Below are 23,112 nucleotides of genomic sequence, written 5' to 3' on the forward strand. Positions count from 1 at the left end.
TTTAATCTCCCAAAAAATCTGAAATAGATATTTTATGTTCTTCTTTGTTTTCTAAATCTTTCATCCAGAGTCCGTGTTCTACTAGCTCATCTTCTCCGATGCATATACAAAAACGAGCATTTTGTTTGTCTGCATTTTTCAAATGTGCCTTCAAGCTCTTTTTTTCATAATGTAGCACTACTTTTTCTTCGCGTCTGAGTGCTATTGAGAGTTCAAAACAAGAATCCAATGCCTCCTCGCATAATGCGCCGACATAATAGCCTTCTCTTTTCTTTTCTGGCATTTTAATCAATTCCATCAATCGTTCAATTCCCATAGCAAAACCGATTCCATATGTTGGTTTGCCATCTAAAAATTCGACCAATCTATCGTATCTACCGCCTCCTGCTATGGCACTTTGTGCTCCTATCTCATCACTGACAAATTCAAAAGCTGTCTTATTATAATAATCAAGTCCACGTACTAATTTTGAATTTACCACATATTTCACACCAAAGGAATCTAAAATCGAAGTGAGTTTTGAAAAGTCTTCTTGGCAATCTTCACAAAGATTATCCGTAATCAACGGAGCGTGACGATAAATCTCTTTGCAATGTTCATTCTTGCAATCCAAAACTCTTATGGGATTGGTATCTTTGCGTCTTTTACAATCATCACAAATATCCTCTTCGCCTTCTAAAAATTGAACCAATTTTTCACGATAAGGCGGCATGCATTTGTGACATCCTAATGAGTTGAGTTCTAACACATAACCGATACCAAAGAAATCAAGCATCTCTTTTAACATCAAAATAATACTCGCATCTTCTTTGACATTACTTTCACCAAAAGATTCAACTCCAAATTGATGAAACTCTCGAAGTCTTCCTTTTTGTGGACGTTCATATCGAAACATCGGTCCGTAATAGTAGAATTTTTTCCCACCGCCGGCTTTATCATATTTTTGTTGTATAAAGGCGCGAACAACGCCAGCGGTACCCTCAGGTCTCAAACAGACGTCATTGCCCCCTTTGTCAGTAAATTGATACATTTCCTTACCTACAATATCACTGCTCTCGCCGACACTTCTTTTAAATAAAGCGGTCTCTTCTAAAAGGGGCGTTTCAATATAGGTAAAACCATAATTTTCTGCAATTCTACTGCAGTGTTTTGTAAAATAAAGATATCTCTCGTTGGCTGGGTCTAGCAAATCTTTCATGCCTCTAAGCGCTTGTATCATATATAAATTCCTCTATTTCTTGATAAATTTTTTCTCTTGTTTGTTGTGCATCAACTTTTAAAACACGTACGGGAAGTTTACTCAATACGGCCTCCATCAAATCTTGGACTTTCAAAAGATAGTCAATGCCGCGTTGTTCAATATTATCATGCTCTTTTTCCTCTAATCGCGCTACAATCAAATCCCTATTGGTGTGAAAAAAGACAACAGCATCGGGTAGATTGCCACCTAGTGCAAATTGATTTAATGCAATCAAAAAATCCATCTTCAAGTCTTGATTATTAGCCAAGGCATAAGCAATCCCTGAAATCATTCCACGGTCTGAGAGAATGATATCATGATCTTTTCCGGCGATATTTTCTGCAAAATTTTGAGCACGATCGGCCAAAAACAAAAACAATTCCGTATTAAAAGCGAGTGAATGCTCACTGTTTAATATAAGGTCTCGCAGTGTCTCCCCCAACTTAGTATTGCCCGGTTCTTTTAGTGTGATGATGCTATCATGATGTTGTTTGAAAAGCTCAATTTGAGTACTTTTCCCCGTCGTATCAATCCCTTCAAATATCACATACATTGTTTGATCTTTATGTATTTTAAAACTTCTTTAGGGACAAGATGGCTCGCATCTCCTTGGTGTCTAATGATATCACGTACCACAGTCGAGCTGATAAAAGCATGTTCCAAATTTGGCATCAAATAGACAGTATCAATATTTTTGTCCATCGACGCATTGGCATAGCCAATCTGTAATTCATACTCAAAATCGCTCACCGCACGCAGTCCTCTAAGGATGGTATTGACGTTTTGCTCTTGACAAAAACTTACAAGCAAGCTGTGAAACGGCATCACATCGACATGAGGGATATCTTTGACACTATCTTGTGCCATCTCGACTCGTGTGACGAGATCAAACATCGGATTTTTATTGCCTGAGGCTGCGATGCCAACAATCACTCTATCGAAAATCTTTCTGGCTCTTTTAATGACAGAAATATGTCCATTTGTAATAGGATCAAATGTCCCGGGGTAAATTGCAACTAAACCTGACATCTCAGCCCTCCCATCTTTGAAATAAATTATGGTTGATATTAAGAGCATCAAACCATTTACCAATCAAAAAATTCTCCATATCTTCCAAGGAGCGAATTGCAGCATAATATCCTAAAATAGGAGGTGAAATTAGCACTCCGAGATTAGAGAGTTTGAGCATATTTTCTAAGGCAATAGAAGAGAAGGGCATCTCTCTTGGCGCTAATACCAAATGCTTTTTCTCTTTAATCATGACAGCCGCACTTCTTGTGATCAAATTATCGCTAATACCACATGCTATTTTGGCTACAGTATTCATACTACAAGGGACAACAATCATCGCATCGGCACCAAATGAACCGGAGGCAATGGGCGCTGCGATATTGTGATTATCAAAAAAATTTCTATTCTCCTCTTTTTCTAATACCGTCGTGGCATTTTCAGAAAATATAATATATTTTTCAATCTCTTTTGGTAGTTTTTTTATAAACTTTTCACCCAGTTTTACACCACTTGCACCACTGATGCCGATTATTAATTTCATATTGCTTCTTTCTCTAATATTATTCTAAAATCATAGCACTTTTTTGAGATAAAATCTTCGCCCTAAATACTTTTCCTTTTGCCGTTCTTATTTTGACGACATCTCCGATATTGGCATCACTCAAAACATGTGCATCGGTGGCTATTCGTAAATTTTCATCTTGCAACACTGCTTGAATCAAATCATTTTTCAACAAAAGTTTTTTGATTTTCAAATCATTACGTGTTAGGATTGCGCCTTTTTTAATATAACCGCGGATAATATACTCTTGGTGCATCTTACCGGTAATAGCATATCTTGGCAAGACATCAAAAGGAATAACCGTTTTTTGATAATCGTTATTTTGGAGGATTTTACCGTTTCGCAAGTTATATTTTGCTTTAAAAACTGAAATATTGGCGATAATATGATATTTAAGATAGATTTTTTTTGTTTGGAATTTTTTAGTATAAGTGACGCTTAATGTACCGGTTGCATTTCTATAATTATTTTCTTTTAAATTCAATGTACTTAGGGTAAATTTGGAGAGGTCAAAATTTGGTAAAGTAGCAGCTTGAAGCTTGATTTTTTGGATATTCATAGACGGATATCTTCTTTGAAATTTTTTTCGTATCTCTGTTTTGATTGCTTGCAAAGCAACGGGTTCATAGCATTTTCGGAAGGTGATGATACCACCAGAATGATCACTATAAGTCATATTGTGTTCTTTTAGCTTAGAAACAATTTGCAATGAGGGAACAGAAAAAGAGGAGAGGTTTTTGGGTATCTTGAGAATCGTAAAATCATGATGGGGATTCTTGAGAAAAAAAGAGGCTCGTATTGTCATAATATTTTTAGTACAATATTGATTTTTGAGCGTGATATGTTCGGATGCTTGTAAGAAAGAGATGAAGAAAATAAACATCAAGATGGAGCGGGAAACGAGGTTCGAACTCGCGACCCCGACCTTGGCAAGGTCGTGCTCTACCACTGAGCTATTCCCGCTTACAAGTTGGAATTTTATCAAAAGAATCCTTTAAAAAGAATTATTTTAACATACTCACCTTGAGAAAGTTTATCAGTTTGTTCATCTGTCACTAATAATGCATTACTTTGTAATATGGGTGACACCATCCCGGAACCATAACGGTTTTCCATAGTTACTGAAAATATTCCATCATGATACGTTCCCAATATCAAATTGGATCGGTTGGGCTTGATTTTGAGATCCTCTGCCATTTGTGCCGTGATAGTAGGATGCCCCGGATTTTTATTGCCTTGCATTTTTTTGAGTACTGGGACTAAAAACAAAAAGGCATTGACAAATGCGGCAAGAGGATTTCCTGGCATAGAGGCTACAATCGTAGAACCCATATTGCCTATCATGGTAGGACGTCCTGGTTTGATATTGACCCCATGAAAAAGGGCTTTGAGTCCATTAAAGAGCAACGCTTCTTCTACAAAATCAGCCTCACCCATACTAATGCCCCCTGTGGTGACTAGCAAATCATAACGTTTCATCTCTTTAAAGTATGCTTTACTTTGCTCTAAATTATCTGGAATCACACCACAATAATCTGCATCAAAACCATACTCTTTAAAAAGAGCAATCAAAGCAGAAGAATTGACATTGTAAATCTCATCTTCTCCTGCTTCTTCCCATGGTTCTTTGAGTTCATTACCGGTAGAGAAGATAGCAATGGTTGGATTTCTGTAAACTTCAACTTCTGAAATCCCCTGAGAAACTAGCAGAGCGATGCACGAAGAATCGAGTAAAGTTCCCTCATGTAAGAGAATATTACCGCGTGAGACTTCTTCCCCTTTGACACGAAAAGCATTGCCTTTTTTCACCGTTTTTGTCAGACTCATGAGATTATTTTCATCTACGCGCGTGTCTTCTATCCCGATGATTGTATCGGCATTATCTGGTATTTTAGCGCCCGTCATGATTTTGTAACATTCACCTGGTTGGAGTTTGGTGTGAGTGGTATCACCCGCAAAAACTGTCCCTTTTATAATGAGTGCTTTGTGACTATCTGCACTTTGAAAAGCATAGCCATCAAGTGCAGAATTATTAAAAGCTGGTAAATCTTTTTTACATATAATATTTTTTGCAATGACTCTACCAAGTGCTTTGTGTACAGGGAGCCAAAGGCTTGTTGGTTTTACTTTAACAAGCGCCAATGATGATTGTTTTGCTTCTTTTAATGATACAGATGTTAATTTTTGCATGAAATTATTCCTCTAATCTTTCTATTTTTGCACCTAATGCGGAAAATTTACCTTCTAGATTTTCATATCCGCGATCTAGATGATAAATTCTATGGATTCTCGTGGTTCCTTTAGCCACTAATGCTGCTAAAATAAGTGCGGAACTGGCTCTAAGGTCTGTTGCCATCACATCCGCGGCATTGAGTTGTGTATTGCCCTCAACTGCGGCACTATGTCCTTTTAATTTGATGATGGCACCCATACGACCGAGTTCGCTGACATGCATAAAACGATTTTCAAAAAGTCGTTCATCGATAATACTCGTGCCATTTGCTTGGGTACAAAGCGCCATAAACTGTGCTTGCATATCGGTTGGAAATCCCGGATATTCGCTCGTTTCAAGATCACAGGCTTTGATGGTTTCAGCTGGCAATAATGTGATAGAATCGGCATCTTTTTCGATACCAAATCCCATCTGCTTCAGCTTCAAAGTCATGGATTCAAGATGTTTGGGGATGATATTAGTAATAGTAATACCCGAATTTGTAATCGCACCGGCACACAGATACGTCCCTGCTTCTATGCGATCGGGAATCACTGTGATATCTTGCATATCTAAAAGAGCACCATCTGTACCTATTATATTGATAGTAGAAGTACCAATACCCTCAATCTGTAATCCCGCGTCTCGCAATACCTCACACAATTGCACGACTTCAGGCTCTTTAGCTACATTCACAAGAGTGGTAGTGCCATGAGCCAAACTTGCGGCCATGATAATATTCTCACTACCGGTGACTGTTACTTTATCAAAGATAATGTTGGCGCCTTTCAACCCATTGGGTGCTTTTGCTATGACATAACCTTGTTTGATTTCAATTTCTGCTCCCATTTGCTCGAGTGCTTTAAGGTGCAAATCAATCGGTCGTTGCCCAATCGCACACCCTCCAGGCAAAGAGACTTCACAATGTCCAAAGCGAGAGAGAAGCGGTCCAAGCGTCAAGATAGAAGCGCGCATTTTTCTGACAATATCATAATTTGCAAATGCTGATTTGACTTGTGTTGTATCTATGGATACTATATTATCCTTTTGTACGGTTGTAGAGCCTAAATTTTCCAAGAGTTTTAAAAGCGTTTTGACATCAGCCACGTCGGGAACATTGGAAAGCATGATGTTGTTTTTGGAAAGTAATGTTGAGGCAAGAAGTGGCAACGCGGAGTTTTTTGCTCCGGAGATTGCAATCGTGCCTTTTAATTTTTGGTTTCCTTCTACTGATAAATAATGCATAAAAATCATCCTTGTTATATTTGACTTATTATATAAAAACTATATTTAAAACTTAATATGTTTGAGCCTCTAAGTATCATTAAAAAAATACTTTTGGGAAATTTTATATATTAGTTGATATAATTGCCCCATGAAAAAAATATACCTTATCAGACATGCAAAGTCAAATGACAAAAACAATATTGAGAATGACTTCGAAAGAGGCTTGAGTAAAAGAGGAAAAGAAGATATAAAATTTATGGCAAAAAGATTAAAATTTTTTGAAATCATGCCAGATATAATTATCAGTAGTCCTGCTAAAAGAGCCAGAAAAACAGCAGAAGGCATCGCCTCAATTGTTGAATACAAAAATGAGATTGTCTATGAGCCATCTTTGTATGAATCAACACCCAAGCATTATATGGATCTCATCACCAATTTAGATGATAGTATCCATTCGGTTTTTATGATTGCGCACAATCCAACCATTACGGAAATAGGGGAGTATTTAAGTGGCGCTATTTTGACCAATATCCCGACGTGTTCTATTGTTTGTATCGCTTTTGATGTGAACACTTTCAAAAAAATACAAGAGAGCAGTGGTTCTGTTCTATTTTTCGATTATCCTAAAAAACATAGAAAATAATTACCCTCATTATCATTTCTACCTCTTATTTCAACCCCATAGTACTCTTTTCTAAAAAATCTTAATTTATTTGTTAGTAACACTTTCCCTCTCACTTTTTTGTCAAAAATAAAATACATATAATTTTATGTATAATATTTCAAAACTACCTATTTTAGGGCTTTAAATGCTATAGAAATACTCATTTTTTGGGCTACTAACATGTTAGTAATTACATATGAGGCTCAAAAATGTTTCACGAAAAATAAAATAAAAACCTATAATTTTTTTCTAAAAATTTATATCTAACTTGATTTAAATAAAAAAAATGTATAATTATCTATGTTTTAAAGGAGTCACATGTTATACGAAGATGAAGATGATTATTTTATGGGAAGTCCAAAAAGTAAATTTTTTGATATAGTATTTAATGCCAATCGATCATTGGTTGAAAATTCACTCTCCAATATCGCCGAACGATACAGTGCTATGGAGATACTTTTAGAAGAGTTTATCCCTGATGAAATGGAATTAGAATACCGTATTAATGAAATACGAACAAATCAAGCAGATGAAATCATTAAAAAAAGCAACAGCTTATATATTGTCACAACGGGTGAAGTTTTAACGCAACATGAATAAGATATGTTTCTTATTGTTTTTTTTAGTTTCAACGCTACTCTATGGCAAAGACAAACAAATATGGGAATATCAACATCGGTTTTTACTCAAGAAAGATCAAGTTGCACAAATACATATCGATAATGTCGCTTTAGCAAATAAGCAAAAAAATAGCTCCTTCTTGCTAAAATTCGGCTGGGTTTTATTTGAGAATGCAAATATCACGCTATTATTAAATTATAAAGGGTATCCACATCAATACTTATTACGTAGTGGAAAGCCGACTGATGGTGTAAAAATTGATTTATTGAGCAATTCAAATGGATTAAGGGGTCGGGTGTATGCCTTGATTGATATCGCTGATTTTGACCAACAAAAACAGCGTGCACAGATTGATGTTTATATCAAAGATGACACAAAAAAAGTGCGTATTAAATTTCAAGATCCCAAACAAAATATGATAGACAAAAGGAAATAGTATTGTTAACTAAGATAGAAGCCTTTATGGAAGAGTTTATCGCCTCACTTGAAGACCAGCATAGTCTGGATTTATTTAAAAAACTTCCAAAAGGCAAAAGATTACGAGCAAAACTGATACTGAAAATAGCCGGAGAATCAAGAGAATCTTATAAATTAGCAGCCATTGTGGAGCTTGTACATGCGGCAAGTTTATTACATGATGATGTCATTGATGATGCATTGACGCGTCGCGGTAAGGACTCAATCAATGCCATATATGGCAATAAAACCTCCATCATGTTAGGAGATATATTATATTCGAAAGCATTTGCAGAATTATCAAACTTTTCAAGTGAGATTGCTTATAGAATCTCCAGTGCCGTCTCTTTACTTTCTGTTGGAGAATTACTTGATATGGCTTTATCAGAGCAGTTTAACGACAACAAAACTGCCTATTTTGATATGATTTACAAAAAGACAGCAATTCTCATCGAAGCCGCAGCGGCCAGTGCTGCCATGCTGTGTGGAAAAGATGCTAGCCTTTATGAAACCTACGGTCGTAATCTGGGCTTGGCATTTCAAGTCATCGATGATGTACTTGATATTACTCAAAGTAGCGAAGTCCTCGGTAAACCCTCTTTGAGTGATTTTAAAGAAGGCAAAACGACCTTACCGTATCTTTATCTCTATGAGCGTATCAATACAGAAGAACAACACAAGCTCATCTCTTTGTTTAAAAAAGATTTAGACAAAGATGATAAAATGTGGATTAAAAACAGAATGAAGGAGACTTCAAGTTTGAATGACTCGATTCAATATGCTAAAGAGCTGGGGCTAGAGGCATTAAGTGCCATCAAAGATGAAAACAACGATGGCCTCACTAAGATCATCAAAGAGATGATTGAGAGAGAATTCTGATGCATTATCTCACCGTCAGTTTCACTCATAAAAATACCGATATTTCTATCAGGGAAAAACTAGCGCTTAGTGAAGAAGAAAAACGCACCAATTTTCAAAACCGCTTAAAAGAATATCCAACCATCAACGAAACTATTGTTTTATCTACCTGTAATCGTGTTGAGATTATACTCAGCGTGACAACCTGTGATGAAACGATTAAATACATCTATGAAGTGTTAAGCGACATCAGCGGGGTTGATGTAGATGATTTGGAAGAACGTGCTGATGTTTATGAAGACAATGGCGCAATTTTCCATCTTTTTTCCGTTATTTCCTCTTTGGATAGTCTTGTAATCGGTGAAACACAAATTGTAGGGCAACTTAAAGATGCTTATAAATTTTCTTTTGATAAAGGATTTTGCGACCAAAAACTCAGTCGCGCCATGCATCATGCTTTTAAATGCGCCGCAAAGGTGCGAAATAATACAGCAATTTCTCAAAGTGCTATTTCTGTCTCTAGCGTTGCGGTATCTATGGCCAAGGATTTATTAGGTCGAAACCTTGGTGGTTCTACCGCCTTGGTAATCGGTGCAGGAGAGATGAGTCGATTGGCTGCAAAACATCTCATAACTCATGGGGTTAATGTCATCATCATCAATAGAAATCCAGAACATGCACAAAGCTTAGCGGATGAACTCGGCGAAATGGCTACGATTGCGCCTTTCTCTAAATTGGCTGATTTGATTAACCGCTATAAACTCGTATTTAGTGCGACGGGTGCGCCTCAGCCTATTATCACCGAAGAGATTATAGAAGAAAAAGAGTTTGAACGCTATTGGTTTGATATTGCCATCCCGAGAGATATCGAAAATTGTGATCATGATAATATCCATATTTATGCGGTAGATGACTTGAAAGAGTTGGTAGAAAAAAATCTCGCCCAAAGAGAAGAGCAGGCTAAGATTGCCTATTCTATTGTAGGAAAAGCGACGATGGACTTCTTTAAATGGCTCCAATCCCTCTGTATTGATCCTATTATCAAAGAGATCCGCGATAAGGCACAAGATTGTGCTATTTATGAGTTAAACCGTGCTATCAAAAAAGGCTTCATTGATGAGGCTTACAAAGAAGAAGTCACCAAAATTTTGCACCACTCGTTTAACTCTTTTTTACACGTGCCAACGAAAAAATTAAAGGGCATTGCAGAATCAGCAGAAGCAGACGTGATTGTACAATCGGTACAGTATATCTTTGATATCAACGAAGACCAATCAGAAAAATTAAACATGTATAAATGTGAATACCAAATGGAGAATAATGTATGAGATTTTCAAAATTATATGCACCCACAACCAAAAACGCACCCAAAGATGCGACACTTCCCAGCCACCAATTTTTGCTTAGAGCAGGATTTGTGACACAAAGTGGAAGCGGGTTGTATAGTTTTTTGCCTCTAGGAAAAATTGTATTAGATAAGATTAGACGTATCGTCAAAGAAGAGATGGATGCATCTGGGGCTCAAGAGATTGAGATGGGCGTGGTCGTTTCAGCAGATTTATGGAAACAAAGTGGTCGATATGATGTTTTCGGCAAAGAGTTATTGCGTTTCAAAGACAGAAAAAACAATGAATTTGTACTCGGTCCAACACACGAAGAAGTCGTCGTTGATATTGTCAAAAATATCATCACAAGCTACAAACAACTGCCACTACATCTGTATCAAATCACAACCAAATTTAGAGATGAAGCCAGACCAAGATTTGGACTCTTGCGAGGAAGAGAATTTATCATGAAAGACGGATACAGTTTTCATGATAGTGAAGCCTCACTAAAAGAAGAATTCCAAGTCATGGAAGAGACCTATACGAAAATCTTCAAAAGATTAGGTTTGGATTTTAGAGCTGTGGATGCAGATAGCGGTGCTATTGGTGGTAGCGGCAGCAAAGAGTTTATGGTCTTAGCTGAGAATGGAGAAGATGACATCGTCGTCTGCGATGGTTGTCAATATGCTGCCAATATCGAAGCAGCAACACGTGCTAAAAAAACAACCGATATTGAAGCGCCTGTTGCAAATTTTGCAAAATTCTATACACCAACTCCGGTCAAAGACAGTATCAAACACATCGCAGAATTTTTCAAAGTCGATGAATTTTACACCATCAAATCCGTCATCAAAAAAGCGATTTATAAAGATGAAGAGAAAATCATCTCCTTTTTCATCAGAGGTAATGATACCCTCCAAGAAACCAAAGCACTCAATGCTTGCGGTGCGTTGGAGTTGTTAGATGCCAGTGAAGAAGAGGTCATAGAAGCAGGGTTCCATCCAGGATTTTGTGGACCGGTTGGATTGGATGAAGATTTAGAATTTTATATTGACAAAGAATTACGAGAAGAAAAAAACTTGATATGTGGTGCCAATGAAGATCAATATCACTTTGTCGGCGTCAGTATGTTTAATTTCAAAGAGAATCGTTATAAAGATCTCGTACAAGTGAGTGCGGGTGATATTTGTCCTCATTGTGGTGGTAAATTGCACATCACCAAAGGGATTGAAGTGGGACACATCTTTCAATTAGGGCAAAAATATGCTGCTGCGATGGACGCAAAATTCTTAGATAAAAATGGCAAATCTATGCCTTTTTATATGGGATGTTATGGTATTGGGGTGAGCCGATTGGTCGCGGTAATGATTGAAGCCAGTCATGACGAGAAAGGCTGTATTTGGAACCAACAAACCGCCCCTTATTTACTTGATATTATCGTCTCTAATATTAAAGACGAGGAACAATTTGCCTTTGCAACTCAGCTATATGAAACATTAAAAGAAAAAAAATACAATGTACTGCTCGATGATAGAAAAGAGCGATTTGGATTTAAAATGGGTGATTTTGAGCTGATAGGCTTCCCTTATGCTCTTATCGTTGGCAAAGGGTTGGCTCACAAAGAAGTTGAATTGATTAATCGAAAAACTCTAGAAAAAGAGAGCATTAGCATTGATACTATTGTCAGTGTTCTTGAAGAGAGATTATCTTGATTTATTTTTTTATTTATCTCTTTTTAGAAGTTACGATTAGTGTGAATATTGCCTCGCAAATTGGAGCTTTTGCAACATTTTCAGAAATTGTCATCTCTGCTATCTTAGGCTTTGGACTATTGGCAAATTTTCGCTACACTTTTTTTGAAACCATGCAGGCACTTAACAATCGTACCATCTCAATAGAAGAGTTCCAAAAACTCAATGCTTTCTCCGTTATAGGAGCATTATTACTGATATTACCAGGTTTTTTCAGTGATATTTTGGGGATTTTACTTCAATTTAGCTTTTTTGCTACCATATTTGCACGAAAAATTTTACATATAAATAACAAAACAGAAAAATTCAAAGATAGGAGGGACGATGAAGTCATTGATGTTGAGATTATTGACGATCATACTACTAAGTAGTACGGTTTTATTAGCACAACAATCCGTAGAGAGCAAGGTGATTGGTTTTGTCAATAAAGCGATCAATACAGGGAAAAATTATAAATTTTTAAAAGCAGAGGTCATACACAGCGAACCCATCCCAAAACTACCAAATTGGAAAGCATATTTTTTGAAAATTGACTTAGAGATTATCAGCCAAAAAAGACAAGTTTCTGTGAAAGATATCATCTTTTCAAATGGTCAATTTATTAGTAAAGATTTTATCAATCTAAACCTTGGCAAAAGTATTAAAAGTGATTTTTCTTTTCCTGCTAGCGCCGATTTATATGATGCGAAGCACTTCTTGGCTGGCAATCAAAATGCTAAAAATAAATTGATTCTTTTTAGTGATCCATTGTGTCCTTTTTGTATGGATTTTGTACCCGACTTGATTCACTTTGTGGAAAAACATCCAAATCAACTCGCGTTGTACTACTATTATATGCCGCTCTCCATGCATCCAGGAAGTACGACATTGGTAAAAGCAATCCTCGCTTCTAAAAAAATCAAAACGATAAAAAACTTGGATGAAAAAGTCTACTCTGAGGCCTTTGATTTCACAACGGGCAGTGAAGATGAAGTCATCAACCAATTTAACAAAGCTTTTGATATAAAACTTACCAAAAAAGAATTAAACACTCCCGATATAGCTGCACGTATTAAAGCAGATGTCAAAGTAGCCAATGACCTCATGATTCGAGGAACACCAACATTATATGTCAATGGCAAAAAAGATCCAAGTCGATCTCTTTATAAAAAATTAGTGAAAGAATAGTATGAAAGAATTGATTATTGCAACAAGAGGAAGCAAACTGGCATTGTGGCAATCTGAACATATCAAAGCACTTTTAGAAGCAGCTCATGATGATTTAAAAGTTAGTTTGAAAACCATGACCACTAAAGGGGATAAGATATTAGATACACCACTTGCTAAAATAGGAGGCAAGGGACTTTTTACTAAAGAACTAGAAGATGCGATGCTCAGAAAAGAAGCACATATTGCCGTACACAGTCTCAAAGATGTGCCGGTTGTTTTTCCTGATGGTTTAAAATTAGCCGTTATCACCGCGAGAGCAGATGTACGTGATGCCATGCTATCAGAAAAATACACATCGCTTGAAAACCTACCCCAAGGTGCTATTGTCGGAACAACAAGTTTAAGACGCAGAATGCAACTTTTGAAAATAAGACCCGATCTCATCATCAAAAATCTTCGAGGTAATGTCAACACACGACTCAGAAAATTAAAAGAAGGTGAATTTGATGCTATTATTCTTGCCAGTGCGGGGATTAAAAGATTGGGACTAGAAAAAGAAGTCAAATATTTTGCACCGATTGATCAAAGTATCATGATACCAGCCTCTGGTCAGGCCGCATTAGGAATCGAAATTGTAGATGAAGAAGCCGTCGAGAAAATCGTCAGCGTTTTAAATGATGAAACCGCCATTATTGAAACCGCCATTGAGCGAGAATTTGTTGCTAAATTAGAGGGTGGCTGCCAAGTACCCATTGGTATCAATGCAACCCTACACGGAGATGTGATTGATGTTTCGTGTCTTATTGGTTTGCCCGATGGAAAAGAAATCTTAAAAGAGAGCATTCAAATCCAAAAAGAAAATTATAAAGGTGTGGGTACGGCATTGGCACAAAAGATGATTGATGCTGGGGCTAGAGATATTCTAAAAAGAGCCGAAGATATGGCTCTTAATGTGATCTTCGAGGACTGATATGCAAAAAACAATTGAGCTACTAAAAGAACATGATTTACTGAAAGTTATTGATGCAGAAGTGGATATTGACCTTGAAATGGCTCATATTGCTTATATTGAAGTCAAAAGCGATGACTCCAAGGCCTTGCTTTTTACCCATCCTGTGAGTAAAAGACTCAATAAAAAGTTTGATATTCCTGTCTTGATGAATGTTTTTGGCTCTTATGAGGCTACCAAACTCATCTTCAATAAAGAACCCGATACGATTGCCAAACAGATTGAAAAATTTCTGCACATGAAACCCCCTTCCAATATTTGGGATAAGTTTGGTATGCTCAATGAACTTTTTAGTCTCAAAAATGTTTTTCCTAAGCGACTGAATCTCAAAGCCGCGTGCCAAGAGAACGTTTGGGAGACGATTGATTTGTTTGATTTACCTATACTCAAAACTTGGTCACAAGATGGTGGTGCTTTTATCACGATGGGACAAGTTTACACACAAAGTCTAGATGGAAACAAACACAATTTGGGGATGTATCGGTTGCAACTTTATGATAAGACGAGACTGGGCATGCATTGGCAAATTCATAAAGATGGCGCACATTTTTTCAATGAATACAAAAAAGCCGGCAAAAAGATGCCCGTAAGCATTGCGATTGGAGGAGATCCTCTTTATATCTGGTGTGGGCAAGCGCCGATGCCAAATGGTATGTTTGAACTCCTTCTTTATGGCTTGATTCGAGAAAAAAATGCCCGTTTGGTACAATCAAAAACTAATCCTATCTATGTACCGATAGATAGCGATATTGTCATAGAAGGATGGGTAGATCCCCAACAAAGTGAAATCGAAGGCCCTTTTGGTGATCATACGGGGTATTATACCCCAATGGAGCCTTATCCGGTTATGGATGTCACGGGTATCACCACAAAAACCAATCCCATCTATCAAGCGACAGTGGTTGGAAAGCCCCCACTTGAAGACAAATACATGGGATGGGCAACAGAGCGAATATTTTTGCCACTATTACAAACAACAACGCCTGATTTGATTGATTACAGGATGCCTGAAAATGGTGTCTTTCACAATCTAATTATTGCTAAGATGCGTACTTTATATCCCGGTCATGCCAAGCAGTTTATGCATGCGTTTTGGGGTGTGGGACAGATGAGTTTTGTCAAGCATGCATTTTTTGTTAATGAAGATGCTCCAGCACTCGATCATTATGATGATTTGAGTGATTACATCCTAGATCGTGTGAGTGTGGATAATATCCTCATTAGTGAAGGAGTGTGCGATGCACTCGATCATGCCTCTCCTAATGCGTGTTATGGTGGAAAGCTTGGCGTTGATTGCACGGCGGACAATGTCTCCTTTTGCAAAAAAGAGATACTCCAAGATGCGAAACTTTATGATATAATATCAAAAAAAGTTGATGAAGTTGTTTGTCTCCATCAATATAAGACACACACAAAAACTCCAATCACTGTTTTGGCCCTTAACAAAAAAAGAGAGATAAAAGAACTCTATGAAGATTTAAAAGAGTTTCAAGCACATATGAAACTTTTAGTGTTTGTCGATATGGAGAAAAATGACATTGAGAACCCTTATATGCTAATTTGGAGGGTTGTCAATAATATCGATGCGAAAAGAGATCTCTTTTTAAATGAAGAGTTTATTGGTATTGATGCAACGAGTAAAAATGAAAATGATGGCTACATGAGAGATTGGCCACAAGATACAGATTGCGATCAAAAGGTATTAGAATCCTTAATTCAAAGAGGATTAATAAAAAACAACAAGGAGTTATTTAAAAACTATCATGTCTGATTCATCGTCGAACATGCAGTGGCGTATACGACAAATCTCAAATTTAAGGTTTGCAATATGACACTGCTACTTATTTATTTCAGCTTAGCTGTTGGTATTTCCTTCTTATGTTCTATGTTGGAGACTATTCTTCTTTCTATCAGTTTGTCACATATTAATGTCATCAAAAAAACCAATTTACCAATTGGTAAAAAATTAGAAAAATTAAAAAAAGAGATCAACACCTCTTTGGCTTCTATTTTGATATTAAACACAGCAGCCAATACACTCGGTGCCGCCGGTGTTGGGGCAGAAGCATCTCTGATTTTTGGTACAGAATATATGTTTTACGTCTCTGCTATTTTGACTTTGGTTATCTTGTTTGTCTCAGAGATTATTCCTAAAACTATCGGTGCGATATATTATAAAGAGCTAGCTCCTATCGCTGCGCGACTGATAAGCTTCTTTATTTTTATCACCTATCCACTGATCATTGTCTCTTTGTCTTTGACCAAAAAAATATCAAGATCCAAAACAAGCCACTCCATCACAAGAGAAGAATTATTAGAGAGTACTTTAATTAGTGAAGATGATGGTGTGATTGATGAAAAAGAGTCTGACTACATAGAAAATATTTTGCGCCTTCACAAAAGCAAAGTAGAACAAATTTTGACGCCAAGAAGTGTTATTTTTGCGCTCGATAAAAACATGCAAATTCAAGAAGCGCTCAAAAGACCAGAAATCAAAAGATTTTCAAGAATCCCCGTTTATGAGGATACAATCGATAATATTATTGGTGTAGTACTAAGTAAACAGATCTTTGAAGAAGCCATCAGTAATCATAAAACAAAATTAAGTGATTTGATGGAGCCTATTTTTGCTATCAATGAGCACATCCCGGTCTCTTATACTCTAGATCTCTTTATCAAACGAAAAGAGCATATGTTTTTGGTCACAGATAGTTATGGACAAACCGAGGGTATTGTAACGCTTGAGGATTGTATTGAAACCCTTTTGGGTGTTGAAATCATGGATGAGAGAGATACGACTGAAGATATGCAAAAACTTGCAAAAGATAGAATGAGACGAAAAAAAAATAAAAAGTTAAAGAAAAAATTGGAAAGACAAAAAAAACTTTTACATGAATTGCAAGAAAAAAATGTCTCCCCGGAGACATCAAGTAAAAAAAAATAGTCATACCATAAAAGTATCGCACGATATTTCCATTTAGTGATAATCATATTTGGGTTACAATAAAGCACGGAATGGTTAATTATATTGTAAAATCATAAGATAAATAATAATTTTTTATTTAATTTGTGATAGAATTGAAGGGCGGTCAAGACAAACTAGAAAATATATGGAGCAGAAAGTGGACAAAAAAAGAAAAAAAATCGAACAAATTCTAGAAGCGTCATTGATTTTATTTTCAAAAAAAGGGTTTTATTCTACAACGATACCTGATATTGCAGATGCGATGAGTATGAGTGTGGGCAATCTTTATAACTACTTTTCTTCAAAAGAAGAGTTAGCCATGGAGGTCATCAAGTACTCATCTGAAATCTTGGGTGGAGAAATCAGGCAAATCAATGAACTCAAAATCACTTCAAAAGAAAAAATCAAGAAAATTGTTGAATTATATTTTGATATGGCAATCCATCAACCCCAACATATTGATTTCTTTCTCAGAGTCTATCTCGCTAATAAAGAAGTTTTTAAAAATGGTTGCGAGGGGATGATTTGTGTCGCTTCTTTTGTGACAGAATTGATGATATTCTTTGAAGAAGGTGTGAGAAATAAAGAGCTCAGAAATCAAAACTTTTTCTCTGCTTTTGGTTTATTTATGGGCTATCTTGGTGGATTTGTCTTTTTAAACGGCGAAGGTATTTTGGATGATAAATTGGAAAATTATACCGATGAAATCGCTGAAAATATTTTCAATGCACTAAGGATACAAAACTAGATGTCAACATTTCATAATCGAAAGACAATTGTTTGGATTCAAGGCATCACGTGCAATGGAGACTCACACTCTTTTTTTAATTATGAAAATATGAAAACCTTCGCTAAAAGTTTTGAGATTATTTATCACCCTTTGTTGGTGACAGATCATGATTTACTGAGTGTATTAGATGATGAAAAGCATTATGATTATTTGATTGTTGAGGGCTCATTTTCTAAAGATATCAGCATTATTGAAAGATTTGGACTCTCACTAGAAACTATCATGAACAAAATTGCCCATCGGGTTGATTATATTATCTGCGCAGGTAGTTGTGCGAGTTATGGTGGTATTTTTAGACTTCGTAATCCAGAAAAAATCACCGGAGCTATCTTCTCGGGAGAAGAGCAGGGTGGTTTTTGGAAGAAGAACGATAAAGTAATCAATATTCCAGGATGCCCAATGCATCCAAGATGGCTTAGTGATACCCTTTTTATGCTACGTTCGGGCAAGAAAATAGCTCTTGATTCTATGTCAAGACCCAAGGAGATTTTTTCCTATTTTGTGCACCACGGATGCTTGAGAAATGAATACTTCGAATGGAAAGTAGACGCAAACCAGTTTGGAGAAAAAGAGGGATGTTTATTTTATCATCACGGGTGCAAAGGGCCTATGACACACGGAAATTGTAATAAAATACTCTGGAATGAGGTCAGCTCAAAAACTCGAGCAGGTTCGCCTTGTCTTGGATGTACTGAGCCCACTTTCCCGACAGATAATATCTATGAAACCAAAACATACATGTCCTTACCACTTGCGCCAACAGGTGTGAGCAAGCGTGCTTATTACACTATTACCGGTATTGCCAAAAGCTTTAAAATTGAAAGATTAGAAAAGAGATTGATTGATGACAACTAAAGAAATTATTGAGCGGGTAGAAGGAGAAGCGACACTTGAGCTAGAGTGGGATCATGATAAAATCTCCTATGCAAAAATCAAATTTGCAAACTATCGAGCGATTGAAAAAATTTTACAAGAGCGCCATCTCTTAGATGCCTTGATGGTCACGCCTAGAGTTTGTGGTATCTGTTCGCACTCACATGTCAACGCCAGCATCTTGGCGATTGAAGATTGCTATAGAAATTTAGGTATCGATATCACATTGACACAAAAGGCACAATACCTCAGAGAACTCATATTAAATGCTGAAAAAATTCAAAATCATATCAAATGGTTTTATTTTCTAATTTTGCCAGAACTCTTTAAAATGAATCAGAAAAAATTTGTCTTAAGTGAACCATTTAGAGACAAAGAGTGGTTTGAAGCACAACAAGCCATCACAAACATTCTCAAGATGGGTTCTCTCTTTTCAGGTCAATGGCCTCATGGTTCTTACGTCATGCCCGGGGGTGTCACGTGTGATCCTATCAATAGTGATGTGATTAATGCTAAAAACCACTTGATAAAAGTCAAAGATTTTTGTGAAGAGAGATTGTATGGTTGTAGTATTGAAGAGTTTTTAGCTATTGAGTCCATGCAAGATATCATCAATATGGATTCTACTTTGGAACATGCTGTTTATATCATGAAGGAAAAAGGCTTCCATCAAACAGGAAAAAGTTATGATAGATTTTTGACCTTAGGGGGCTATACGCATTGTGATGCGGCATTGAAAGTATTCAAAACACGTGTCGTCAAGGCAGATGTCAAATTTGTAGAAGAGAGTTTAGAAAATAGTTTTTTCCAAGAAAAGACCAAGGGATTTACCTATTCTAAAAGTGCCTTATATAAAAAGATGTTTTACGAAGTAGGGCCGTTGTCGCGATTAATGGCCTCAAAAGACGCTTTGATTCGTGATTGTCATAGACGATGTGCGGATTCTACGATTACAAGAATTGTGGCGAGGATTAAAGAGATTGCCATCTTAATTCAAAGATCAGAAATGTTGCTCGATAACATAGATATCCGACAAAAATCGTTGCAAACTCCTAAAAAACTGCCAAAAAATATCACATCTCATGGTGTTGGTGTCATCGAAGCAGCGAGAGGGTCGCTGATTCATAAGGTTGAAGTCGAAAATGGCTTGATAAAAAGCTATGACATTATTCCGCCAACAGTATGGAATTTAGGCAACGGAAGCCCCACCAATCCGTCAATTGCGCAAAAAGCAATCATCGGTCTTGATAGTGTGGAAGCAGCAGATTTCATCTTTAAAAGCTTTGATATTTGTTCTGTGTGTACAACACAATAACGCCTTTAGTTTAATAAAACTTTAATTTAATACTAATTTTATCCTATTAATTTGTTACGATATTACACATTAAATTGAATTTATATTCAATAAATGACCATTCATTTGCTTTTTATTTATAATTGTGATTTAATGAACTTATAAATAACTATTCATTTACTTATAATGAATAAATATTAAAAAGGAGCAATTTTATGGAGCAAGATAAATTGTACCAAAGTCTCAATGAGAGATTAGGTAAACTTACGAACTTTCCAAAATTGATTGGTAGTGATAATAAATCCATTTCATCACTATTGGAAGAGCATGGTATCTCTAGAAGAGATTTTATGAAATGGGCTGCTGGCATGACGGCAATGTTATCATTACCAGCAACATTTACTCCTCTTGTCGCTAAAGCTGCTGAATTGACAGACCGACTGCCTGTCATCTGGTTGCATATGGCAGAATGTACAGGCTGTAGTGAAAGCTTGCTAAGAAGTGATGCCCCGACGATAGATAGTCTTATTTTTGACTATATTTCATTGGAATATCATGAGACATTGATGGCCGCATGTGGCTGGCAAGCAGAAGAAAACTTAGAACATGCTATCAAAAAATATAAAGGTAAATATGTTTTGATGGTAGAAGGTGGAATTCCAGCAGGCAAAAGTAGTTATTTCTTGACAGTTGGTCCTCAAGGTCAAACAGGTGAATCTCATGCAAAAGAAGCAGCAGAGAGTGCTGCAGCAATTTTTGCGATTGGAACGTGTTCAAGTTTTGGTGGCGTACAAGCGGCTTATCCAAATCCAACGAATGCACAACCGCTTCATAAAGTTACAGATAAACCTGTTATTAATGTACCAGGATGTCCTCCAAGTGAGAAAAATATTGTTGGTCAAGTACTCCATTATCTTTTATTTGGTACCTTACCATCTCTTGATGCCTACAATAGACCAAAATGGGCTTATGGTTTAAGAATTCATGATCTATGTGAACGACGTGGCCATTTTGATGCCGGTGAATTTGTTCAAGAATTTGGTGATGAAGGTGCAAAAAAAGGGTATTGTCTCTACAAAGTTGGTTGTAAGGGGCCTTATACTTTCAATAACTGTTCTAGAGAGAAGTTCAATCAACATACCTCATGGCCTGTTCAAGCAGGACATGGATGTATCGGCTGTTCTGAGCCTGATTTTTGGGATAAAATGGGACCATTTGAGTCACCGCTTGCTGACAGGCTCTATCATAGTGTGTTTGGTGGACTTGGCGCAGATGCAACTGCTGACAAAATTGGTGTAACCGTTCTCTCAGCTGCTGCTATTGGTATTGCAGCACATGCAGCGATCACTATAGTAAAAAAACCGAAGGAGTAATAGAATGTCAAAAAGAATAGTTGTTGATCCTATAACTAGAATAGAGGGACATTTAAGAGTTGAAGTGGTAGTTGATGATAATAATGTCGTAACGGAAGCATATTCTTCATCTACATTGTGGCGAGGTATTGAAACCATTTTAAAAGGAAGAGATCCAAGAGATGCTGGATTCTTTACACAAAGAATCTGTGGTGTTTGTACCTATTCACACTATAAAGCGGGTATCGAAGCTGTAGAAGACGCCCTAAAAATTGAACCACCACTCAATGCAAAGTTGGTGAGAAACTTGATGAAAGCAGCACTCTTTTTACATGATCATCCCGTTCATTTTTATCACTTGCATGGTCTTGATTGGGTTGATGTTGTTTCTGCACTCAGTGCTGATCCTCACAAAGCTGCAGTCGAAGCGTTTAAATATACAGATAGCCCGATTGCTTGCGGTCAGGACACTTTGGTAGCGACACAAAAAAGAGTTGCAGAATTTGTCAAAAAAGGTCATCTTGGACCATTTGCCAATGCTTATTGGGGAAATAAAACATATAAATTCACTCCAGAACAAAATCTTATCGCGCTATCGCATTATCTAAAAGCCTTAGAAATGCAACGAACTGCCGCTCAAATGATGGCAATTTTTGGTGCAAAACAACCGCATCCTCAAAGTTTAACTGTGGGTGGTGTCACATGTATTATGGATATGAAAGATCCAGCAAGACTCGGTGAATATCTCACCAAATTCAAAGAAATGGCAGATTTTGTTAATCGTGCTTATTATGCTGATATCGTTATGGCAGCATCTGCATATGCCACTGAGCCAAGTGTCAATGCAGGACTTGGAACACCAAATCTCATCACAGGTAAATCTTTCTTACTTGCTCAAGATAAGTATTTGTTTGATGATGGTATTATCCTCAATGGTGATATTTCAAAAGTATTACCAATCGATGAAAGCAAGATTACAGAAGAAGCAACCCATGCATGGTATGCTGATAATGAAGCTTTGCATCCATATGATGGAAAAACAAATCCAAAATATACAGGATTTAAAGAAGCTGAAACTGTCGATGGTCACGGTAAAATGGTGATGACAAAAGTCTTGCAAGAAGATGGAAAATATTCTTGGGTAAAAGCACCAAGATATGATGGCAAACCAATGCAAACAGGTCCATTGGCAAATATCGTAGTCAACTATGCCAAAGGCAATCAAAAAGTCGTCAAAGTGGTCGATCAATTCTTGAAAGATGCCGGTATTCCAATCACGGCAGTATTCTCAACACTTGGTAGAACCGCTGCACGAATGTTAGAGACTAAGATTATTGCAGATAATGCACTTGAAACCTTTAACAGTTTGGTTCAAAATCTCAAAACTGATGAATCTACATTTACGACTTATGAAATTGATAAAGATAAAGAGTACAAAGGTAGATATATTGGTGAAGTTCCAAGAGGAATGCTTAGCCATTGGGTTAGAATCAAAAACGGCGTGATTGAAAATTATCAAGCAGTTGTTCCAACCACTTGGAATGCCAGTCCGAAAGATGCCAATAATGTCAGAGGACCATACGAAGAATCATTGATAGGATTAAAAATCTCTGATCTTTCACAACCTCTTGAAATTGTAAGAGTAATGCACTCTTTTGATCCATGTATGGCATGTTCTGTACACGTGATGGATGTAAAAGGAAACGAACTAAGTGAGTATAAGATAGACACAAGTTGCTTTTGCTAGAACGAA

General features: G+C 36.8%; 23 protein-coding genes and 1 tRNA gene. 16 read left to right on the plus strand and 8 right to left on the minus strand.

The window, feature by feature from the left end:
- Position 1: 1 nt before the first annotated feature.
- The 8 genes from hisS to murA form a co-directional block, all read right to left on the minus strand.
- On the minus strand, positions 2-1,219 hold the full coding sequence (gene hisS / locus SFB89_RS05960) for a histidine--tRNA ligase (protein WP_331773773.1): 1,218 nt from the start codon (positions 1,217-1,219) through the stop codon (positions 2-4).
- Complete coding sequence (gene tmk / locus SFB89_RS05965) at positions 1,203-1,793, minus strand: dTMP kinase (RefSeq protein ID WP_331773774.1); 591 nt, start codon at positions 1,791-1,793, stop codon at positions 1,203-1,205. Before tmk ends, hisS begins: the two co-directional genes overlap by 17 nt.
- Positions 1,784-2,269, minus strand: coding sequence for a pantetheine-phosphate adenylyltransferase (coaD, locus tag SFB89_RS05970; protein ID WP_331773775.1), 486 nt, complete (start codon positions 2,267-2,269; stop codon positions 1,784-1,786). Before coaD ends, tmk begins: the two co-directional genes overlap by 10 nt.
- A gap of 1 nt (position 2,270) precedes the next feature.
- On the minus strand, positions 2,271-2,792 hold the full coding sequence (locus SFB89_RS05975; RefSeq protein WP_331773776.1) for a UbiX family flavin prenyltransferase: 522 nt from the start codon (positions 2,790-2,792) through the stop codon (positions 2,271-2,273).
- A 19-nt stretch (positions 2,793-2,811) separates the two neighbouring features.
- Positions 2,812-3,618 (minus strand): flagellar basal body P-ring formation chaperone FlgA, encoded by an 807-nt coding sequence (flgA, locus tag SFB89_RS05980; RefSeq protein WP_331773777.1) that lies wholly within the window; start codon positions 3,616-3,618, stop codon positions 2,812-2,814.
- An 83-nt stretch (positions 3,619-3,701) separates the two neighbouring features.
- Positions 3,702-3,776 (minus strand) — tRNA-Gly (locus SFB89_RS05985).
- 18 nt (positions 3,777-3,794) lie between these two features.
- Positions 3,795-5,003, minus strand: coding sequence for a molybdopterin molybdotransferase MoeA (locus SFB89_RS05990; RefSeq protein ID WP_331773778.1), 1,209 nt, complete (start codon positions 5,001-5,003; stop codon positions 3,795-3,797).
- Positions 5,004-5,007: 4 nt separating this feature from the next.
- The gene (gene murA / locus SFB89_RS05995; protein WP_331773779.1) at positions 5,008-6,270 is read right to left on the minus strand and encodes a UDP-N-acetylglucosamine 1-carboxyvinyltransferase; all 1,263 of its coding nucleotides are present in this window, start codon (positions 6,268-6,270) and stop codon (positions 5,008-5,010) included.
- A gap of 130 nt (positions 6,271-6,400) precedes the next feature.
- On the opposite strand from murA, the gene SFB89_RS06000 reads away from it, so the two are divergent.
- From SFB89_RS06000 to SFB89_RS06075, 16 genes are all read left to right on the plus strand, one after another.
- On the plus strand, positions 6,401-6,895 hold the full coding sequence (locus SFB89_RS06000; protein ID WP_331773780.1) for a SixA phosphatase family protein: 495 nt from the start codon (positions 6,401-6,403) through the stop codon (positions 6,893-6,895).
- Positions 6,896-7,234: 339 nt separating this feature from the next.
- The gene (locus tag SFB89_RS06005) at positions 7,235-7,516 is read left to right on the plus strand and encodes a DUF2018 family protein (RefSeq protein WP_331773781.1); all 282 of its coding nucleotides are present in this window, start codon (positions 7,235-7,237) and stop codon (positions 7,514-7,516) included.
- Positions 7,509-7,973, plus strand: coding sequence for a hypothetical protein (locus SFB89_RS06010; protein WP_331773782.1), 465 nt, complete (start codon positions 7,509-7,511; stop codon positions 7,971-7,973). The genes SFB89_RS06005 and SFB89_RS06010 overlap by 8 nt, the downstream gene beginning before the upstream one ends.
- Before the next feature lie 26 nt (positions 7,974-7,999).
- Positions 8,000-8,872, plus strand: a complete 873-nt coding sequence (locus SFB89_RS06015; protein WP_443082185.1) for a polyprenyl synthetase family protein — start codon at positions 8,000-8,002, stop codon at positions 8,870-8,872.
- A complete protein-coding gene (gene hemA, locus SFB89_RS06020) occupies positions 8,872-10,179 on the plus strand; it encodes a glutamyl-tRNA reductase (RefSeq protein WP_331773784.1) in 1,308 nt (435 codons plus the stop codon). Before SFB89_RS06015 ends, hemA begins: the two co-directional genes overlap by 1 nt.
- Complete coding sequence (locus SFB89_RS06025) at positions 10,176-11,888, plus strand: proline--tRNA ligase (RefSeq protein WP_331773785.1); 1,713 nt, start codon at positions 10,176-10,178, stop codon at positions 11,886-11,888. The genes hemA and SFB89_RS06025 overlap by 4 nt, the downstream gene beginning before the upstream one ends.
- Positions 11,885-12,298, plus strand: coding sequence for an FxsA family protein (locus SFB89_RS06030; RefSeq protein ID WP_331773786.1), 414 nt, complete (start codon positions 11,885-11,887; stop codon positions 12,296-12,298). Before SFB89_RS06025 ends, SFB89_RS06030 begins: the two co-directional genes overlap by 4 nt.
- A complete protein-coding gene (locus SFB89_RS06035; RefSeq protein WP_331773787.1) occupies positions 12,252-13,094 on the plus strand; it encodes a DsbA family protein in 843 nt (280 codons plus the stop codon). The genes SFB89_RS06030 and SFB89_RS06035 overlap by 47 nt, the downstream gene beginning before the upstream one ends.
- A gap of 1 nt (position 13,095) precedes the next feature.
- On the plus strand, positions 13,096-14,046 hold the full coding sequence (gene hemC / locus SFB89_RS06040) for a hydroxymethylbilane synthase (RefSeq protein WP_331773788.1): 951 nt from the start codon (positions 13,096-13,098) through the stop codon (positions 14,044-14,046).
- A 1-nt stretch (position 14,047) separates the two neighbouring features.
- A complete protein-coding gene (locus tag SFB89_RS06045) occupies positions 14,048-15,856 on the plus strand; it encodes a menaquinone biosynthesis decarboxylase (protein ID WP_331773789.1) in 1,809 nt (602 codons plus the stop codon).
- A gap of 57 nt (positions 15,857-15,913) precedes the next feature.
- A complete protein-coding gene (locus tag SFB89_RS06050) occupies positions 15,914-17,029 on the plus strand; it encodes a CNNM domain-containing protein (RefSeq protein ID WP_331773790.1) in 1,116 nt (371 codons plus the stop codon).
- A 178-nt stretch (positions 17,030-17,207) separates the two neighbouring features.
- Complete coding sequence (locus SFB89_RS06055) at positions 17,208-17,798, plus strand: TetR/AcrR family transcriptional regulator (protein ID WP_331773791.1); 591 nt, start codon at positions 17,208-17,210, stop codon at positions 17,796-17,798.
- A complete protein-coding gene (locus tag SFB89_RS06060; protein ID WP_331773792.1) occupies positions 17,799-18,695 on the plus strand; it encodes a hydrogenase in 897 nt (298 codons plus the stop codon). It begins immediately after the preceding gene.
- The gene (locus SFB89_RS06065; RefSeq protein ID WP_331773793.1) at positions 18,685-20,028 is read left to right on the plus strand and encodes a nickel-dependent hydrogenase large subunit; all 1,344 of its coding nucleotides are present in this window, start codon (positions 18,685-18,687) and stop codon (positions 20,026-20,028) included. The genes SFB89_RS06060 and SFB89_RS06065 overlap by 11 nt, the downstream gene beginning before the upstream one ends.
- 194 nt (positions 20,029-20,222) lie before the next feature.
- The gene (locus SFB89_RS06070) at positions 20,223-21,380 is read left to right on the plus strand and encodes a hydrogenase small subunit (RefSeq protein WP_331773794.1); all 1,158 of its coding nucleotides are present in this window, start codon (positions 20,223-20,225) and stop codon (positions 21,378-21,380) included.
- Between the two features lie 4 nt (positions 21,381-21,384).
- Positions 21,385-23,106, plus strand: a complete 1,722-nt coding sequence (locus SFB89_RS06075) for a nickel-dependent hydrogenase large subunit (protein ID WP_331773795.1) — start codon at positions 21,385-21,387, stop codon at positions 23,104-23,106.
- Positions 23,107-23,112: the final 6 nt, after the last annotated feature.

The organism is Sulfurospirillum sp. 1612 (genome assembly GCF_036556685.1).
In the GTDB taxonomy this organism is placed as follows: domain Bacteria; phylum Campylobacterota; class Campylobacteria; order Campylobacterales; family Sulfurospirillaceae; genus JAADIZ01.